Source organism: Prochlorococcus marinus str. MIT 9107, assembly GCF_000759855.1.
GTDB classification, from domain to species: domain Bacteria; phylum Cyanobacteriota; class Cyanobacteriia; order PCC-6307; family Cyanobiaceae; genus Prochlorococcus_A; species Prochlorococcus_A marinus_N.
Genome location: NZ_JNAI01000004.1, coordinates 57,540 through 74,859 on the forward strand (window position 1 = coordinate 57,540; position 17,320 = coordinate 74,859).

Here is a 17,320-nt window from a genome sequence, read left to right on the forward strand (position 1 = left end):
GTTAAATTGATTGATTAAAACTAAAAATAAAAAAGATAAATGGATTAAATTAATTTGTGGGGCAAGTAATGAAGATATTGTTGCTATTGAAGATTTATGTGCAATTTATACAGCAGCTGGTGTCGATTATATAGATGTTGCCGCTGAGGAATCTATAGTTCATGCAGCAAAAAAAGGGATCGAGTGGGCAAAAGAAATCTTTAAAAATTCTCCCGGATTAATGATAAGCATTAGTGATGGTAATGATATCCACTTTCGCAAAGCAAAATTTGATCCAATAAAGTGCCCTCCACATTGTCCAAGACCGTGTGAAAAAGTATGCCCCACCTTTGCAATTGATAATTTTGGTATCAAAGAGAGTAAATGTTATGGGTGTGGAAGATGTATAAATAGTTGTCCCCTAAATCTAATTAGTGAATATGAATATAATTTGTCAAAAGATGATTTAGCATCAACACTTCAAAAAATAAAGCCTGATGCAGTAGAGATTCATACAGAAATAAATCGCATAGATGCTTTTGCCAAAGTTGCAGATATCCTTAAAAGTTCTGAAACGAGATTGGAAAAGATATCTATCAGTTGTGGATTAAATCAATCGAAAGAAAAATCGCAAGATCCCGAAGATCTTTTAAAAGCTCTTTGGGAAAGATATGAAATTCTTAATGATCTTAATATTCCCCTTATTTGGCAGCTAGATGGAAGACCAATGTCTGGCGATCTTGCTCCAACTACAAGTAAAGATGCAGTTAAATTGTTTGAAAGAATCGGTTCAGATCTTCCACCAGGATTAATTCAACTAGCAGGAGGGACAAATGAAAAAACTCATGAATTTTTAAAGTCAAATAATCTCCCAGATGGAATAGCATTTGGAAGTTCTGCAAGAAAAATTATGCAGCCCCTTATTGAATTTGCTCACAAAAATAATAAAAAACTCTACGAGGATCCTGAAAGGATGGCTTTTGCAATCAAAAAAGCTCAGAAATTCCTAGAGCCATGGAAAATGAGCGAATTCTAATAATATTTTTATTTTTTAAAACCTGCTCTTTGTTTATAAAAACTTTGTATTTATTTGATAGAAAAAAATCTTTTCATGTATTAAAATAGAAAATCATTGGGCCGTCGCCAAGTGGTAAGGCATCGGGTTTTGGTCTCGACATTCCTAGGTTCGAATCCTAGCGGCCCAGTTCTAATATTCAATCAGTGTCTGATCAAAAAGTATTTCTATTTGATTTTGATGGAGTAATAGTTGATGGAATGAATGAATATTGGCATAGTTCTTTGTTGGCCTGTGAAAAATATTTAATCTCACCGAACATCAAGGTTGATCAAAAACTATATAAAAAAGTTCCAAATACCTTCAAAGAGATTAGGCCTTGGGTTAAATATGGTTGGGAAATGGTTCTAATAGTTCACGAAATTATAAAACCAGAAAATTCATTAAAATTTTATAAAGGTGATTTCATTAATAAATATAATCAAAATTGCCAAAGAATATTAAAAGATAATTCCTGGATTGCTGAAGATTTACAGAAAATATTGGATGAGTCTCGCAACTACCAAATTGATAAAGATTTTGAAAAATGGGTTAACTTACACAATCCATTCCTTGAAGTTATAAACTTTTTGGAAGAATTGCATAAAAGAGAAATAAAAACCGGAGTAATAACAACAAAAGGCAGAATATTTGCAGAAAAAATTCTTAAGCAATTAAATATTTTTCCAGAATTTATTTTTGGTTATGAATCCGGAACAAAAATAAAAATAGCTGAAGAATTTAATGAAGCTTATGAAATTTTAGGATTCATAGAAGATAGAAAAAAAACTCTAGTTGACATTAAACAAAATTCAGCGACTTCTCATATTCCATGCTTCCTTGCAGATTGGGGATATTTAAAAAATTCAGATAGATATAACTTAACTAATGAAATCAAATTATTAAAATTAGATAATCTAAAGCATTTACTTGCAAATTAAAGATGTTCAGCTAGAGTACGGATGTACTATGATTTGTATTTATGAAGTTTGGTTTAAATAAAATTTTCCAAATTTAGAATAATTACAAGAACTTTAATTGATAAATCAAACAATGAATCTTGAAGAAAAGAAAAAAACTGAATCGACAGAAAAAGACAAAGCTTTAAGTCTAGTCTTGGGTCAAATAGAAAGAAATTTCGGACGAGGATCAATAATGAGACTTGGCGATGCATCAAGAATGAAAGTAGAAACAATATCTACAGGGGCACTAACATTAGATTTAGCCTTAGGAGGAGGCTATCCAAAAGGAAGAGTAGTAGAAGTATACGGACCAGAAAGTTCAGGGAAAACTACATTGACTCTTCACGCGATAGCAGAAGTCCAAAAAAATGGCGGAGTAGCTGCATTTGTAGATGCTGAGCATGCACTTGATCCAGTTTATGCAGCCTCGCTAGGGGTTGATGTTGAAAATTTGTTAGTTTCACAACCAGATACAGGTGAAATGGCTCTAGAAATAGTTGACCAGCTTATAAGATCGAGTGCAGTAGATCTCGTCGTTGTTGACTCAGTAGCAGCACTAACTCCAAGAGCCGAGATAGAGGGAGAAATGGGAGATCATGTAATTGGAAGCCAAGCAAGGTTAATGAGTCAAGCAATGAGAAAAATAACCGGGAATATTGGTAAATCTGGATGTACAGTAATATTCCTGAATCAATTACGCCTAAAAATCGGCGTTACATACGGCAATCCAGAAACAACCACAGGAGGAAATGCATTAAAATTTTATGCCTCAGTGAGACTTGATATCAGAAGAATTCAAACTCTTAAAAGAGGGACAGAAGAATACGGCATAAGAGCAAAAGTGAAAGTAGCAAAAAATAAGGTTGCGCCTCCATTTAGAATTGCAGAGTTTGATATCCTCTTCGGAAAGGGTATTAGTACGACAGGATGTTTATTGGATTTAGCAGAAGAGACTAATATTATAATAAGGAGAGGCGCTTGGTATAGTTATGAAGGGGAAAATATTGGACAGGGAAGAGATAATACAATTATTTGGCTTGATCAAAGCTTAGAAATTAGAAATAAAATAGAATCTATGGTTAAAGAGAAATTAACAGAAGGAACTGAAGTTAGCTCTAATTCAATGAAAGCATTAAATAACAATCCTGCTAATACACCCGCTGTTAATGATATTAAAACAGTAGCTTAGTTTTATAACGAATCAGCCAAAGTCCACCAACCAGCAGCAGGACCTATAAATCTAACTACAATCCATAAAATCACTAAACCTCCAATTCCAAACCAGCTTGCTTTAATACTTAATTGAATTAGGCTATCTCTTTGATTAATTGTTAAAGGGAGCCATTTAAATAATCTTGGGGACTCATCCAATTTAGTTTTATTATTATTTTGTTTTGGAGGTAAACCAATTGCTTTACGTCTTTTTGCTTCTCCCATATTCCATAAGTTATTTACAGGATCATACTCTAATCAAAAGGTAGCACATAGTTAATTTCTTTTGAAGGTTGAATGCCTTGCAAAAGTAATCTTCCCCAGTTTCTTTTATTTGCTCTACCGTCTAAGATTATTAATTTACCTGAATTTCTTCTTAAAGGTGAAATAGATCTTTCTAGTTTTAATCTAGCTTGAGGAAGAAAGAATTCTCTAAACCAATCTTGAGAAAGTTTCTTGTTATGAGAAACTGTAATTAGATTAATAGGCTCTGACATAGTCGGAATTGGTAGTAAAGGAATAATAATTTGTTCTGGAATTTGTATTAAATAAGAATTCTTAATCCACCAATCAAAACTAGAGCAAAGAATTTCATTATTGCGAATGGGAATTGTCTCTAGTAGAACCCTCTTCCCATGCATAGAAGCTAATTCTGTAGCCACGTTAGTTTTCAAATCAATATCATCAGACAAAACTAAAGTTAAACCCTTTCTAAAAAGTATTAATTTTTTGCATTTATCTAATATTGAATTTATAAAAAGAGGATTATTGGGGAGCAACTGTTTGGTGGGCATATATAATGAGATTTTTTTTTCTTGAAAATTACTTTTAAAATTAATAACCAAATCAATATCTAAACTTTGCTTTTTAAGATACATTTGGAAAAAATTGTCTTTTCTCAAAGCTGATAAAAAAACAAATTTATTATTAGAAAGAAGTTCCTTAATTTGAAACAGTTCGTCAATTGGCTGCAAGCATAGATTCCAATCTAAATTTTTATCGTTAAGCTCTGCCCAACATGCCCAGCCTTGAGATAATGCTTTGTTAACGCTTAAAAATTTATCAGAAAAAGTAGCATTTTCATGAAAAAAATTTAATAAAAGACTAATTTCTTTTTCATCTAAATTTACATAACTTTTTCCTAAACCCTTTCTCATGAAAAACTTTTTCTTAAATAAATCATAGATATCAATAAATTTTTTATTTGAAGACTCAAATTCATTAAAATTTTTTATCCAATCTTTTTTTATTAAATCAATCCTAAAATGATTTTTTAGATCTTGTTTAATATCCTCAATTCCAGAGAGAACTATTCGATGATTGCTAAGAATAAGAGAATCAGGCTGATTAAGAAAATCTTCAATTGTTATCAAGCGAACTCGATGATTTGTAAAAACAAAGTGGTCATTTTTTAAAATAAAACTGAATCCTAGATTTTTTAATAAATTAATCTGGAATTTTTTTATAAAATGAATTTTTTTTTCCGATAAAATAAAAGTGGAATTTTCTTCTTTTAAAAAAAGAGAAATTAGAATTGGAGATAACCAATCGTGGGTAGAGAAAATTTCTGAATTCACTAGATATGTAGAGTCATTTTCAATACACTTAGAAATTATTCTCCCGAAAGAATAGATATGATCCCAATTTATGCTTTGGTCTCTAAGAAATCTTTTCAAATATTGATGACTTAAAATTTCAAGCATTTATAATTTATGTAATTTCCAATACAAACAACCTTTATGATTCTAATATACAAAAATTGGTATCAATAAAAAAAGACTCGAATTAAGCAATCTATGAAAATTGGAATAGTAGGATTAGGTCTAATTGGCGGATCATTAGGATTAACACTACAAAGTTTAAACCATACAATTTATGGAATAGCAAATAATGAATTTAACGAAAAAAAAGCGAAAGAAAAAAAGCTTGCAAATTTTGTTAGCTGTAATCTGAGCATATTAAAAGAATGTGAGCTTATAATTTTGGCATTGCCTATAAAAGATTTAATCAATCCATCTCGGCAATTAGTAGCCTCAATACCAAAAGAAACTATAGTAACTGACGTAGGTTCTATTAAAGAACCAATAATAAATACATGGGAAAATTTACATCCTTTATTTATTGGATCACATCCAATGGCCGGAACAGAAAAAAAAGGAGTTGATTCAGGTTTCGCAGGTCTTTTTAAAAATGCAAAATGGATTATTACACCTACAAAAAACAGCGATTTAAATGCAGTCAGAACTCTTTCCAAGCTAATCAAATCAATGGATTGCAAAATTTGCCAATCCTCCCCAAAAGATCATGATAAAGCAGTATCCCTAATTTCTCATTTGCCCATATTTTTAGCTTCTGCACTAATAAAAACTGTACATAATAAAAATAACCAATCTTTATTAGATCTAACACAAAAACTGGCAGCCACAGGATTTGCCGATACTTCGAGAGTTGGCGGCGGCAATGTTCAATTAGGCCTAGATTTAGCTATGAATAATCAGGAAAATATTTTAAATTCTATAGATAATTTTAAAAATAATCTGAATGAATTGGAATCTCTTATAAAAGAAAAAAATTGGGAGTCACTTTCCAAAAAACTTTCTGCATCAAAAAAAATCAGAGAAAATTTTATAGATTAAAATTATCAATCCCTCTAGAAGCTAAAATTTGCTTTGAAACCATTAATGCAGACTGACTAACCCCCGCAGTTCCCTCGCCTGGATAAATTGAATCCCCACATAACCATAAGCCTTTAAAAGGAGTCCTACTTGCTAATCCAAATAAACCGAAAATATCTGGATTTTGACCGAGACCACCAACTATTCCTTTAGGTCTATTTGTCCATTTTTCAAATCCTAATGGAGTCGCCAATTCCCTATGTAACCAATTTTCAGAAACGATATTAAATTGACGTTCCAATTCAAGCGATATTTTTTGCAGGAAATCTTTTTTTATCTTTAAATAAGTTTGTTTATCTAAATTAAACCAATCTTTTGTCTTAGTGAAAATACTTGCTATCAGGGTAACTTCACCTTTTGGTGCTCTTCCATCACCATCTTCGCTAATTGATACAAATAATGAACCAAATTCATCCGAAACAAATTGATAATGATTGGAAGAAATATTTTTAATATGTTCTTTTTTTAATGCTGAATAAAAAACTACAGCGCCACTTGGATCAGGCAAATTAATAAGTCGATCTTTATAGCTTTGCTTTCTGTTTAAAGGTTCCTTCAAATGCTCTAGTAAAGATTGTGGAGGGGCGGTATAAATCAAATCTTTTGCTTGGTAAACAAAAGAATTTTTTTTCGAATTAGCAGATATTTCCCAACACATATTTAGGTCATCAAAATTTAAAGAATTAACTTTTTGTCCAAAAATTAGATTTACTCCAGTTTTCCGCAATGAAATTTCTAATGATTCACTTAAAGACTGCATAGATTTTTTTAAATGCCACAGACCATGTGGCTCTTGACACATCTGAAGAACAGTAGAACCATATAGTGCCGCAGTATTATAAACATCTTCTTGAGAATAGAGTTTTAATTGGAGATTTAAGAATTTAATCAAGCGCTCATTATTGGATAATCCACATATACGCAATAAATCAAAAATAGTAGATTTAAGTAAAATACCTGTGACAAAATTTGACGGAACTAGTGCTTTAAGCAGTTGAGAAAAATCCCAAAAATTATTTATAGGCAATACTGGATTTTTACTAGCAAATATCCAATTACTTTGATGTATGAGACTACAAAGTTTCCAAAATCTTCGACTTCCTGGAAATTGCATTTCTTGTTCGGCAATCCATTTACTTTTTTCATACCAAATAGGTATTGGCTTACCGCCATCATTTAAATCAACAATGCAAGCAGGGTCTAAAATAGTGGCTTCAGGAGATGGAATTCCCAAAAAATCAAAAATTCTTGAATGTATTCCTCCTTTCTCTAATCCTGCAACTTGAGTTGCGCCAACATCAAAAATATAATTATTTCTTGCAAAGGTGCCTGCACAGCCTCCTGGTTGAGTATGCGATTCTATTAAGGTAACTGATAAGCCTTTTTTTGATAAGATTGCTGCAGAGGTTAGTCCCGCTATACCAGCACCAACAACAACAACTTCAGACTTTCTCATTGAAATGCAAAAATTATCCTCCACTGAAGTTAACGAAATTTGTAATGAATTAGGTGAGGCTTATCCAAAAAGTATAGAAAAAGTTCATGGGGGAGATATTCATAGTACATGGCAATTAGAATTCGCAAACAAAAAATTATTTCTTAAAAGAAACGATAGAAACAAAAAATTTCTTGAATTTGAAAAATATTGTCTTCAAAATTTGAGAGAATATACCGATCAAAGAAACGTAATTATTCCAAAAGTTATTGCATATAAAAATATTAAAAATATTGAAATCCTTTTAATTGAATGGGTAGATATGCAAAACTTTGATCAAAAAAAACTTGGGAAAGGTTTAGGAGAAATGCACTTAAATTCAAGTGAGTCTAATCCAGAAATGTTTGGTTATCCGGTTCCGGGTTTTATTGGAATAACAGATCAAAAGAAAGGCTGGGAGAAAAATTGGATAGATTGTTTTTTAAAATTACGAATAATACCTCAATTATCATTTCTTAATTCAAATATCTTAGACAAAGAAACCATAAATAAAGTTAAAGAAAAAATTCAATCAGAATTGTTGAATCATAAACCAATAAATACTCTTGTTCATGGTGATTTATGGTCAGGAAATGTTGGAATAGACAAAAGTGGAAAGGGAGTGATATTTGACCCAGCATCATGGTGGGCAGATAATGAAGTTGATATAGCTATGACAAAATTATTTGGAGGTTTTAGACAAGAATTTTATGAAGAGTATCATAAAATATTTCCCATCAAAAAAGGTTTTGAAAAAAGAATTATTATTTATAATTTTTATCACATACTTAATCATGCCAATATGTTCGGCGGATCATACTTTAATCAAGTCAAAGATTACGTAAAGGTAATACTTAATATGTAATTTTCAACTATCCTAAGTATGTCTTTTTAAGATTTTGAACTTTTTCTAGAACAGCTTCACGATTTTCGCTAGTACGGAGATTCTGCCAACTCCATTGCCCAACAACTATAACTCCAAGAAGTTCTAGAAGACCAGGCAGAATTGGAAAAAAATTAATTGTGTCGATAACAACTTTTATAATTATTTGAGCAATAACAACAACAGCAATAATACCTGCAGCCTTGCCATATTTACCCATCTGGGTCCAATCAACATTTCCAAGTGTTTCATTGACTTTTCCCATAACATCAGAATACTTCTCTGAAAAGCTTTTAGTTTCTGAGCTTGTAGCGGAGCCGGAGTCTTGATTTGACTCTGGTGTATTATCACCCATGAAATCAGTAATCTCAATATATGAACCAGACAATAACGGAAAAATCGTCTATTCGCTACCCTTTTGTCGTGAGTAATTCCGAACCGAAACATTTTGTATTTTTTTAGATGTATTGATATACATCTATTTTGAATATATTTTTGATGAAATTGTATTTATGAATAATTTCCAATATTATCTCTCTCTAACAAAAACATTAATAAATCCCACAAATAGCAAACCTTAAAAAGGTAGAATTTTTTATTTAAATTATCATACCTTCATATAGATTATTTTTCGAAATTAAGAATGACATTCTCAAAAGATATCAAATTTAATTTCTTAAATGCAGATGAACAAGAAAGATACCAAAAACACTTAACACTTAAAGAGATAGGAAACGAAGGCCAACTAAAACTTAAAAACAGCTCAGTCTTATGCATAGGAGCAGGAGGCCTAGGATCTTCAGTATTAATTTATCTAGCAGCAACAGGTATTGGAAAAATTGGAATAGTTGATAATGATCATGTAGAGAAATCTAATCTTCAAAGACAAATAGTTCATGAAACAAATACAATCGGTCATTTAAAAATTGATTCCGCTAGAGAACGAATAAAAAGGCTCAATCCTAATATTGAGATATTTACTTTTGATAAAAGAATCACCTCAGACAATGCCCTAGTAATAATTCGAGAATTTGATGTTATTTGTGATTGCTCAGATAACTTTGGTACTAGATATTTGGTCAATGATGCGTGCCTGATACTAAATAAACCTCTAGTCTTTGGAAGTGTACAAGGCTTTGAAGGGCAAGTGAGTGTTTTCAATCTGCATAAAAATAGTCCTAACTTAAGAGATTTGCTTCCAGAATCACCTTTACAAAATGTTATCCCTAGTTGTGCAGAATATGGAATTATAGGAGTTTCAACAGGTTTAATAGGAATTTTTCAAGTGAATGAGATTATCAAAATCATTTTAAAAAAAGGTGAAATTTTAGATGGAAAAATTTTAGTTTTTGATCTATTGAATATGATTATGAAAAAATTAAATCTTAAAAGTGATCACTTAAATAAGCGAATAAAGAATCTTTCTCAATTTGTTGAATTTTATAGTGATGATGAATGTTCTGAGAACAATAGTGAAATCAAAAGAATAAATGCTAATGATTTTTATACGTTATACAAAGCAAAACCCAACAAAATTCTTTTAATAGATGTGAGGGAAAATGAAGAATTTTCTAATTCTGCAATAGAGGGTTCTATATCCATTCCTTTAAGTCATTTAAAAAAAGAATCTGACTTAGAATTTATTCAAAAAGAAAGTTTACTTAAAGAAGTGATAACAGTTTGTAAATCGGGTAAACGTTCTGAAAAAGCTTCAAAAATCTTGTCTAAATACAAAATCAAATCAAGATCAATTGAGGGTGGCATTGAAAAAGTAAAAAAATATTATCCAATTAATATTCTTAAGGATAATTAGTAATCTACACCTTTTTTCAAATCAACTCCAACATTTGCATAATGCTTATGACAGACCATCTCAGAGTAAACATCAGCGAGTTCAAAGTATGAAGGTTGATTTTTGCATCTTCCAGTAATAACAACCTCTGTTTCTGCTGGTTTTTTTAAGAGCGTTTGATGTATTGATTCCACGGGTAGCAGCTCTAAATCAACAGTTGGATTTAATTCATCCAAAATAATTGTTTTATATAAACCACTCAAAATTGCAGCTTTAGCAATTTCCCATGCTCTTTCAGCCTCAACGTAATCAATTGGTTGTTGCTGACCTCTCCAAACAATCGCATCTCTGCCAGATCTCAAATGATCTACCAAATGTGGATAACTCTCTCTCAAAGCTTCTATGGCCGCATCTTCGGTATAACCATTCCCACCTTTTAACCATTGCAATATTAAAACTCTATGACTTTTATCTTGAGATATTCCTTTTCCAATAGCTTGAAGAGCCTTGCCAAGTGCACTTGTGGATTTACCTTTTCCTTCGCCTGTATAAATCTCAATTCCACCACTAAACTTTTTTTGTCCTGTAAGTTTTGATAAGTCTCCTCTTAAACGCGATCTCATTTCTGAGTGGAGTTGCGATATTCTTACCAAAGAAGCAGGTGCTGCCCTTCCAGTAATAATTATTTCCAATCCATCGGGACGATTTTGAAGAGAATCAACTACTTCTTTGATATCAAGCATTCCTAGATCAAGAACAGGATTAAGCTCATCTAATACAACAACAGAATAAAGAGAACTTGCAATTGCTCCTTTAGCAATATTCCACCCTCTCTCAGCCTCGCCAATATCAAACTTTGTCACCTGATCAGCAGTAAAGAATTCAGATCTTCCTGTCCTTACGTGGTCAATTAAGTGTGGGAATCCTCTTTGTAAGGCCTCTATAGCCGAATCTTCATCATATGGCCTTTCAGGACCCTTTAAAAATCTTAGAAGCAGGACTCTCGACTGTCTTTTTTCACAAATTCCTAATCCTATTGTCCTCAGCACAACACCCAAAGCAGCCTGACTTTTACCTTTCCCATCTCCATCATAAATATGTAATTGCCCTTTTAATCTTTCTTTACTGTCACTTGCTGTAACAATTCCAATTCCTCTATTTCTACTTGTATTCGTCAATTGAACAAGGTGAATAAATTTAATCTAGGATATAGTTAAGAATATTATTAAAAATTTAATAATAAATTCATTCTATTCATAGGTAATTAAAATTTTAAAGTAATTAGCATGTTCAATCAACTAGAAATTCTATCTGATGAACAAAGTGAAAAGCTTTATACAATCAGAAGATACATTAAGAATCTTGATAGTGTTTGTATTGCTTATTCAGGGGGAGTAGATAGTACATTGGTTACATCATTAGCATTCGAGCAATTAGGTGACAAAGCTATAGCAATTACTGGTATTTCACCAGCATTAGCTAATACACTTCGTGAAGAAGCAAAAATTCAAGCAAAATGGATTGGCATAAAGCATTTAGAAATTAAAACATCAGAATTAGACCAATTAAGTTACAACAAAAATCCGAAAGATAGATGCTTTGCTTGCAAAAAAGAGCTTCACAAACATACAACTTATTTATCTAAAAAACTCAATTACAAGATTGTTTTAGATGGAGTAAATCTAGATGATCTTAAAGATTATAGACCAGGCATAGAAGCCGCAAAAAAGGCAGGAGTAATATCTCCGCTTGCAAAATTTAAATTTTCAAAAAAAGATATTAGGGATGTATCAAGAGCATTAGGTTTTCCTTGGTGGGATAAACCAGCACAACCTTGCTTGTCATCAAGATTTCCTTATGGTCATGAAATAACTAGTGAGAGACTAAAAATGGTTGAGAAAGCAGAACAATTCCTAAGAGATGGTGGGTTATCAGATGTCAGAGTTAGATGCCAGGGATCAACTGCAAGAATAGAAATTCCTAAAGATGAATTAAAACATTTTTTTAAAAAATACAATATTAATGAATTAGTTCAATATTTTTCTAATTTAGGATTTAATTGCACAAGTTTAGATCTTGAAGGGCTAATAAGCGGCAAATTAAATAGATGAATACTGCTAGTTAAACAACCGTTCTCATCTCTTTAAGTACAGCTGCAGGAGGATTTCGCTCAATAACACGCAAAAAATGTTCTTCAGCATTCAACGCTTCAATTAAATATTGACCTCCAATTTCTGGCAACATATTTTGACCACATGTAAAGATATCGACTGCAGAATAATTAGATTCAGGCCAAGTATGTATTGAAATATGAGATTCAGCCAATAGTGCAATTGCCGTAACTCCCTGAGGTTCAAATTTATTACTTATCAAATTCAGAACTGTTGCCTGTGCTAATTTGGCAGCTCTGTTTAATGTACAACGCAAAAAGGATTCATCATTTAACTTCTCATAATCACATCTATAAAGTTCCAACAAAAGGTGTTTACTTTGATGACTTAATTTTTTGTCATTACTAAGTGAACTTAAAGCTTGATTTTTTTTTGGGACTTCCATTAAAGAAATTTATATAAATATAAGACTAGCTAATAATCGTAACTTTTAAGATTATAAGTGAATCATTTGTGAAGAACCTAAGAAGGACTGATTAAATTTATCTAGATGTGTAGCACTTATAAAACATTGACTATCTTTGCCAACAGAATTAAGTAACAAATTTTGTCTAGTTATATCTAGTTCCGCCAATACATCATCCAATATTAGTATTGGAGGAACATTTAATGTTTTACTCAATAAATCAAGTTCAGCCATTTTTAAAGCCAAGATAAAAGTTCTTTGCTGGCCGGATGAACCATATTTTCTAACTGAAATATTATTAATTAGAAATTCAATATCATCACGATGAGGTCCAAAATTACATTTACCAGTCAAAGCTTCGATTGAACGCTGATTGAACAGTTGTTCTGCTATTTTCTTACTGATAACTTCTTCTTCTTCTTCTTCAGGACTTATATTTTGTATCCCTGAAAGATAATTGATACCTATTTGCTCTTTAGATTTGCTTAAGTGATTGTGCCAGTACTCAACATATGGTTTTATTTTTAATAAAGCCCTTCTTCTGCGCCTAAAAATTCTTGTACTTATTATTGACATTTGTATATCAAAGCTTTCAACAATGTCTGAAGATTGTTTTCTTGAGAAGCTTTCTGAACGCCAAAAATGACTTCTTTGTTTTAACAGCCTGTTAAATCTACTTATCAAGTCTAAATATACTGGTTCGAGCTGAGATACAACTTTATCAATCCATATTCTTCGATAATTGGGTTCACTTCTAACAATATCTATATCATTAGAACAGAAACAAACGCTTCGAATATAATTCTTGATTTCACTCTGCTTTTTCAGAATTGATTCATTGACATAAATTCTTTTCGGGCCTTTTCGAAATAAATTTAATTTTAAATCATCTCTAAAATCTATTTGTCCAAAAACTACAGCCATATCACTATCATTTTCTATTAAATCTTTATCACTTAATGCTCTATTGGATTTTAATTGACTTATAAATTCAATCGATTCAAGTAAATTTGACTTGCCAATACCATTACAACCGAGAACAATTGCTCTTTGCTCTTTTAGATCAATTTCAAAACTTTTATGGTTCCGAAAATTCTTAATTTTTAATTTATTTAAAAAAATTTTATTTATGCATTCATTAATTAAATTAGCTAAATTTAGTATATTTAGATTGTCTTTAAAGAAATTGAAAAATTTAAAGGGCATGTAGCTCAGTTGGATAGAGCATCAGATTCCGGTTCTGAGAGTCGGGGGTTCGAATCCCTCCATGCTCGTAAAGTAATTTTTAGAGTTTATATCCCATTACTCTTATTCCATTTGGATCTAATATAAATCCACTTTCTTCTAAACTTTTTAATGACGACACTGGAGCCTGCACAGAAATACTGCATCCAGGCATTTCCCTATTTATTTTCTCAAGAGTTACTTGAAGCAATATTGAATAATAAAGTTGCTGATTATTACCTGATGCTGCACTTAAATTCCATAAGTTTGCATTCAACCCCTTGTCTGATGTAACCCTTACAAAGCCATATAATTTATTTTTCAATTCATTCTGTATGGTAAAAAAGAAACTACTTTTTTGAATAGCCTCAGTAAGAGGTTTTATTGGGAATGTTTCACAACCACAATTCGCCAACAATTTGTTAACTTCTTTAGCTAATGGGATCTGAGAATAGTTAACAAAATAACCTTCAGGAAGAACAAGTTTTTTTTTAGAAAAGTATCGCAATGATCAACCTGTATTTCTCATGCCAGCAGCTATGCCATTAATGGTTAAAAGTGCCCCTCTCAACAGTTCACTTCTACTATAAGCTCTTGTAGATTCATCTTTATCCATAAGAAATTCGCTAATTGGAGGTTGTCTTGTTTGATCTCTAAGTCTTCTTAAAAGTGAAACCTGCAAAAAACCTAATGGGATTATTGTCTTATTTCTCAAGCTTACTGATAATTTCAAGTCTCTATCGGATTCGAGGAGCTTATTTTTACCAGTAATTTCGAGAATTAGAGATTTTGTAAGATTATATTCTTTAGAAATTATTTCGAAAATAACATCAAAGGAATCTTTATTTTCTTTACTGCCAAGAGTATCAACATAATATTTAGCGACTTCCAAATCTACCTTAGATAATGTCATTTCTACCTTTGAAATAAGCATCCTGAAGAATGGCCATCTTTGATGCAGAACTCTTAATAATTCAATTTGTTGTGGATCAGAATTCAATTCAGATGATAATGCAGTTCCTACTCCAAACCAACTTGGCAAAAGAAATCTACTTTGTGTCCACCCAAATACCCATGGAATAGCTCTTAAACTTGACAAATCTTTTGCTCCTTTTTTTCTTCTCGCAGGCCTGCTAGATATTTGTAATTTACTAATTTCTTCTATTGGTGTGACCTCTTGAAAGAAATTTAATAAATCAGGATTCTCATGAACTAATTTTCTGTAGTGAGATCTTGATGTTTCAGCCAGCCTAGACATCAACTGATTCCATTCTGGGGTATCGTCAAGTCTATTATTTACCAGACTATTTTGAATAACCGCTGTAGTAACAGTTTCTAGATTATACAAGGCAAGTTCTGGAAGACTATATTTTGAAGCTAGAACTTCTCCTTGTTCTGTTATTTTAATTCTCCCCTTTAAAGTACCGCTTGGTTGAGCCAATATTGCCTGATAAGCAGGGCCTCCACCTCTTCCTACAGAACCGCCTCTTCCATGAAAAAGTCTTAGCAATATGTTATTTCTACTTGCAAGATTTTGAAGAGCTATTTGGGCTCTATGAATTTCCCAGTTACTAGAAACAAACCCTGAATCTTTATTACTATCAGAATAACCAAGCATTAATTCTTGAAGAGGTTTAAAAGATTCTCCAACTTTTGGCAATAATGATTTGTAAAAATCCAATTTAAATAACTTTTCCATTACTTCTGGTGCTCTTTTAAGATCTTCAACCGTTTCGAAAAGAGGAACAACTAATAATTTTGACTTCTGTGAATTTTTATCAAGAAGTCCCATCTCTTTTGCCAGTAAGAGAACTTCAAGCAAATCAGATGCACTGTGACTCATTGAAATCACATAAGAATGACAAATACGACTTCCAAATTCTTGCTGAAGTCTCTTAACCATTTTAAAAACTGAAAAGGTTTCTTCTGTAGTTTTTGTCCAGTTGACGTCAGAAGGAATTAAAGGCCTTTTTGTATTTAATTCGTCTACAAGCCATTTAATTTTCTCTTCCTCAGACATTTGATCATATAGGACAGATAAATCAAGATAATTTGTCAGTTCTTTTATAGCGTCACTATGTCTTGTACTTTCTTGACGTATATCTAAACTTGCTAAAGAAAATCCAAAAATATGAACCTGAGTAAGTAAGGTATTTACTGCTTCACAAGTCAAATCCGAACTAATAAGGCTATTTTTAATCAATTCGAGATCATAAGTAAATTCATTTACTGATTTGTAATAGAGGTTTTCAACTTTATCAATATTTTTAGTATCCATTTCCCCCTCTAAGTCAAATTTCCACCCACTATCAGCTAATAAATTATTCCTTTCTTGCGTTAATCTTAATTTTTCCAAAATGTAACTTAACTTTAATCTGTAAGGTTCTGATCTGTATCTTGTCGCCCTAGCTTCATATATTTCTGGAAACTTTACCCTATCTGTTTCTAATGACTCTAATAGAGAAGAACTGACTTGACTCCATTGCATAGAGACACTTAATTGATCTCTGAGGTTAGATGTAGCAATAATATATCTTTCCAACATCAACTGCCTTTGGAAGCAAGCAGTTCTCCATGTTATCTCCGGAGTGACCGATGGATTTCCATCCCTATCAGAGCCAACCCAAGAACCGAAGTTACAAAAAGATTCAGAGGGCATCTGAACATCTGGATAGTTTTCGATCAGTGCTTCAGCAATTCTTCCTCTCAATTGAGGCATTGCATTAAATAAAACTTGCTGAAAATAATGCAAGGCATAATCTACTTCGTCTAAAACTGATGGTTTAAATTGATGCAATTCATCTGTTCTCCACCAGAGTCTTACTTCCTCTTTTAATTGATTTTTTAGAGAACTTTTTTCTTCTTTTGTTAAAAATTGCTCAACCTGTATTTTTTTTAACAAATTTGCCACTCTAGTTTGCTTATGTCTAATCGTATGTCTTACTATCTCGGTGGGATGTGCAGTAAAAACTAACCGAATATCCATTTCTTGCAACAACTCCTCTAATTTTCCAGGAGGTACATTTAATTTCCTCAGCCTATAGAATAATTCTCTAAAAGTTACTGGAGCATTTTGTCTCGCCAATGCTGGTGCAAAAGGATCAAGATTATCGGGTGATTTCTGAACATTCTTATTCGTAAAGCTTTGAATATATCTATCTTCCTCAACTCTTTGTTCCAAAATATTTACCAGTTGAAAATATAATGAAAAAGCTCTTGCAGCTGCAATAGATTCTGCCAAATCCATAGAATTTACGATATCAACTATTTCATTTTTAAAAGTTTTCGAAATATCACCATCAATTTGTTTTGAATAACTTAATTCTTTAAGCTGAATCAATCTCTCTGCTTGATCTTCAGGGCATTCTTCTCTGAGCACAGATTCCCATAAATCCTCTATTAAAAGACGATTTTTATCAAGTGGATCGTTATTGCTTATAAGATCCACGTTATTACTTTTAATCTGTTGAAAAGATTCCATATAATCA

The 17,320-nt window shown here is 31.8% G+C and carries 16 protein-coding genes and 2 tRNA genes; 9 read left to right on the forward strand and 9 right to left on the reverse strand.

Translation table 11 applies throughout. The features are described from left to right. Positions 1–10: 10 nt before the first annotated feature. The 4 genes from EU92_RS06275 (at position 11) to recA (ending at position 3,184) form a co-directional block, all read left to right on the forward strand. On the forward strand, positions 11–1,015 hold the full coding sequence (locus tag EU92_RS06275) for an LdpA C-terminal domain-containing domain (protein ID WP_032513744.1): 1,005 nt from the start codon (positions 11–13) through the stop codon (positions 1,013–1,015). 97 nt (positions 1,016–1,112) lie between these two features. Beyond that, positions 1,113–1,184, forward strand: a tRNA-Gln gene (locus tag EU92_RS06270). Positions 1,185–1,200: 16 nt separating this feature from the next. Next, complete coding sequence (locus tag EU92_RS06265) at positions 1,201–1,974, forward strand: HAD family hydrolase (RefSeq protein ID WP_032513818.1); 774 nt, start codon at positions 1,201–1,203, stop codon at positions 1,972–1,974. A gap of 112 nt (positions 1,975–2,086) precedes the next feature. After that, positions 2,087–3,184 (forward strand): recombinase RecA, encoded by a 1,098-nt coding sequence (recA, locus tag EU92_RS06260; protein WP_032513743.1) that lies wholly within the window; start codon positions 2,087–2,089, stop codon positions 3,182–3,184. 2 nt (positions 3,185–3,186) lie between these two features. Here recA and EU92_RS06255 read toward each other — a convergent pair whose 3' ends face one another. Then, complete coding sequence (locus EU92_RS06255; RefSeq protein WP_032513742.1) at positions 3,187–3,432, reverse strand: DUF2839 domain-containing protein; 246 nt, start codon at positions 3,430–3,432, stop codon at positions 3,187–3,189. Between the two features lie 29 nt (positions 3,433–3,461). Beyond that, positions 3,462–4,910, reverse strand: a complete 1,449-nt coding sequence (locus EU92_RS06250) for a DNA helicase (RefSeq protein ID WP_032513741.1) — start codon at positions 4,908–4,910, stop codon at positions 3,462–3,464. A 93-nt stretch (positions 4,911–5,003) separates the two neighbouring features. On the opposite strand from EU92_RS06250, the gene EU92_RS06245 reads away from it, so the two are divergent. Next, a complete protein-coding gene (locus EU92_RS06245) occupies positions 5,004–5,843 on the forward strand; it encodes a prephenate/arogenate dehydrogenase (RefSeq protein WP_032513740.1) in 840 nt (279 codons plus the stop codon). Here the strand turns inward: EU92_RS06245 and crtD are convergent. After that, on the reverse strand, positions 5,833–7,338 hold the full coding sequence (gene crtD, locus EU92_RS06240; protein WP_032513817.1) for a C-3',4' desaturase CrtD: 1,506 nt from the start codon (positions 7,336–7,338) through the stop codon (positions 5,833–5,835). The two genes, EU92_RS06245 and crtD, sit on opposite strands and share 11 nt — an antisense overlap. 4 nt (positions 7,339–7,342) lie before the next feature. On the opposite strand from crtD, the gene EU92_RS06235 reads away from it, so the two are divergent. Continuing rightward, positions 7,343–8,221: a fructosamine kinase family protein gene (locus tag EU92_RS06235; RefSeq protein ID WP_032513737.1), complete on the forward strand. Its 879-nt coding sequence runs from the start codon at positions 7,343–7,345 to the stop codon at positions 8,219–8,221. Positions 8,222–8,228: 7 nt separating this feature from the next. On the opposite strand, the gene EU92_RS06230 is transcribed toward EU92_RS06235, so the two are convergent. Then, the gene (locus tag EU92_RS06230) at positions 8,229–8,594 is read right to left on the reverse strand and encodes a CAAD domain-containing protein (RefSeq protein WP_032513816.1); all 366 of its coding nucleotides are present in this window, start codon (positions 8,592–8,594) and stop codon (positions 8,229–8,231) included. 288 nt (positions 8,595–8,882) lie between these two features. Between EU92_RS06230 and EU92_RS06225 the strand changes: the two genes are divergently transcribed. Continuing rightward, positions 8,883–10,052, forward strand: a complete 1,170-nt coding sequence (locus EU92_RS06225) for a ThiF family adenylyltransferase (protein ID WP_032513735.1) — start codon at positions 8,883–8,885, stop codon at positions 10,050–10,052. On the opposite strand, the gene EU92_RS06220 is transcribed toward EU92_RS06225, so the two are convergent. Next, on the reverse strand, positions 10,049–11,209 hold the full coding sequence (locus tag EU92_RS06220; protein ID WP_032513734.1) for a cob(I)yrinic acid a,c-diamide adenosyltransferase: 1,161 nt from the start codon (positions 11,207–11,209) through the stop codon (positions 10,049–10,051). The two genes, EU92_RS06225 and EU92_RS06220, sit on opposite strands and share 4 nt — an antisense overlap. Positions 11,210–11,317: 108 nt before the next feature. On the opposite strand from EU92_RS06220, the gene larE reads away from it, so the two are divergent. Next, positions 11,318–12,142: an ATP-dependent sacrificial sulfur transferase LarE gene (gene larE / locus EU92_RS06215; protein ID WP_032513733.1), complete on the forward strand. Its 825-nt coding sequence runs from the start codon at positions 11,318–11,320 to the stop codon at positions 12,140–12,142. Positions 12,143–12,152: 10 nt separating this feature from the next. On the opposite strand, the gene speD is transcribed toward larE, so the two are convergent. Further along, a complete protein-coding gene (gene speD, locus EU92_RS06210) occupies positions 12,153–12,587 on the reverse strand; it encodes an adenosylmethionine decarboxylase (RefSeq protein ID WP_032513731.1) in 435 nt (144 codons plus the stop codon). Positions 12,588–12,638: 51 nt separating this feature from the next. After that, positions 12,639–13,814 carry a DNA replication/repair protein RecF gene (recF, locus tag EU92_RS06205; RefSeq protein WP_241432556.1) on the reverse strand — a complete coding sequence of 392 codons (1,176 nt, stop codon included), beginning with the start codon at positions 13,812–13,814 and terminating at the stop codon, positions 12,639–12,641. On the opposite strand from recF, the gene EU92_RS06200 reads away from it, so the two are divergent. Beyond that, positions 13,809–13,882, forward strand: a tRNA-Arg gene (locus EU92_RS06200). The two genes, recF and EU92_RS06200, sit on opposite strands and share 6 nt — an antisense overlap. Before the next feature lie 11 nt (positions 13,883–13,893). Here the strand turns inward: EU92_RS06200 and EU92_RS0108845 are convergent. After that, positions 13,894–14,340 carry a hypothetical protein gene (locus EU92_RS0108845; protein WP_032513730.1) on the reverse strand — a complete coding sequence of 149 codons (447 nt, stop codon included), beginning with the start codon at positions 14,338–14,340 and terminating at the stop codon, positions 13,894–13,896. Positions 14,341–14,343: 3 nt separating this feature from the next. Further along, positions 14,344–17,313, reverse strand: coding sequence for a phosphoenolpyruvate carboxylase (ppc, locus tag EU92_RS06195; RefSeq protein WP_032513729.1), 2,970 nt, complete (start codon positions 17,311–17,313; stop codon positions 14,344–14,346). Positions 17,314–17,320: the final 7 nt, after the last annotated feature.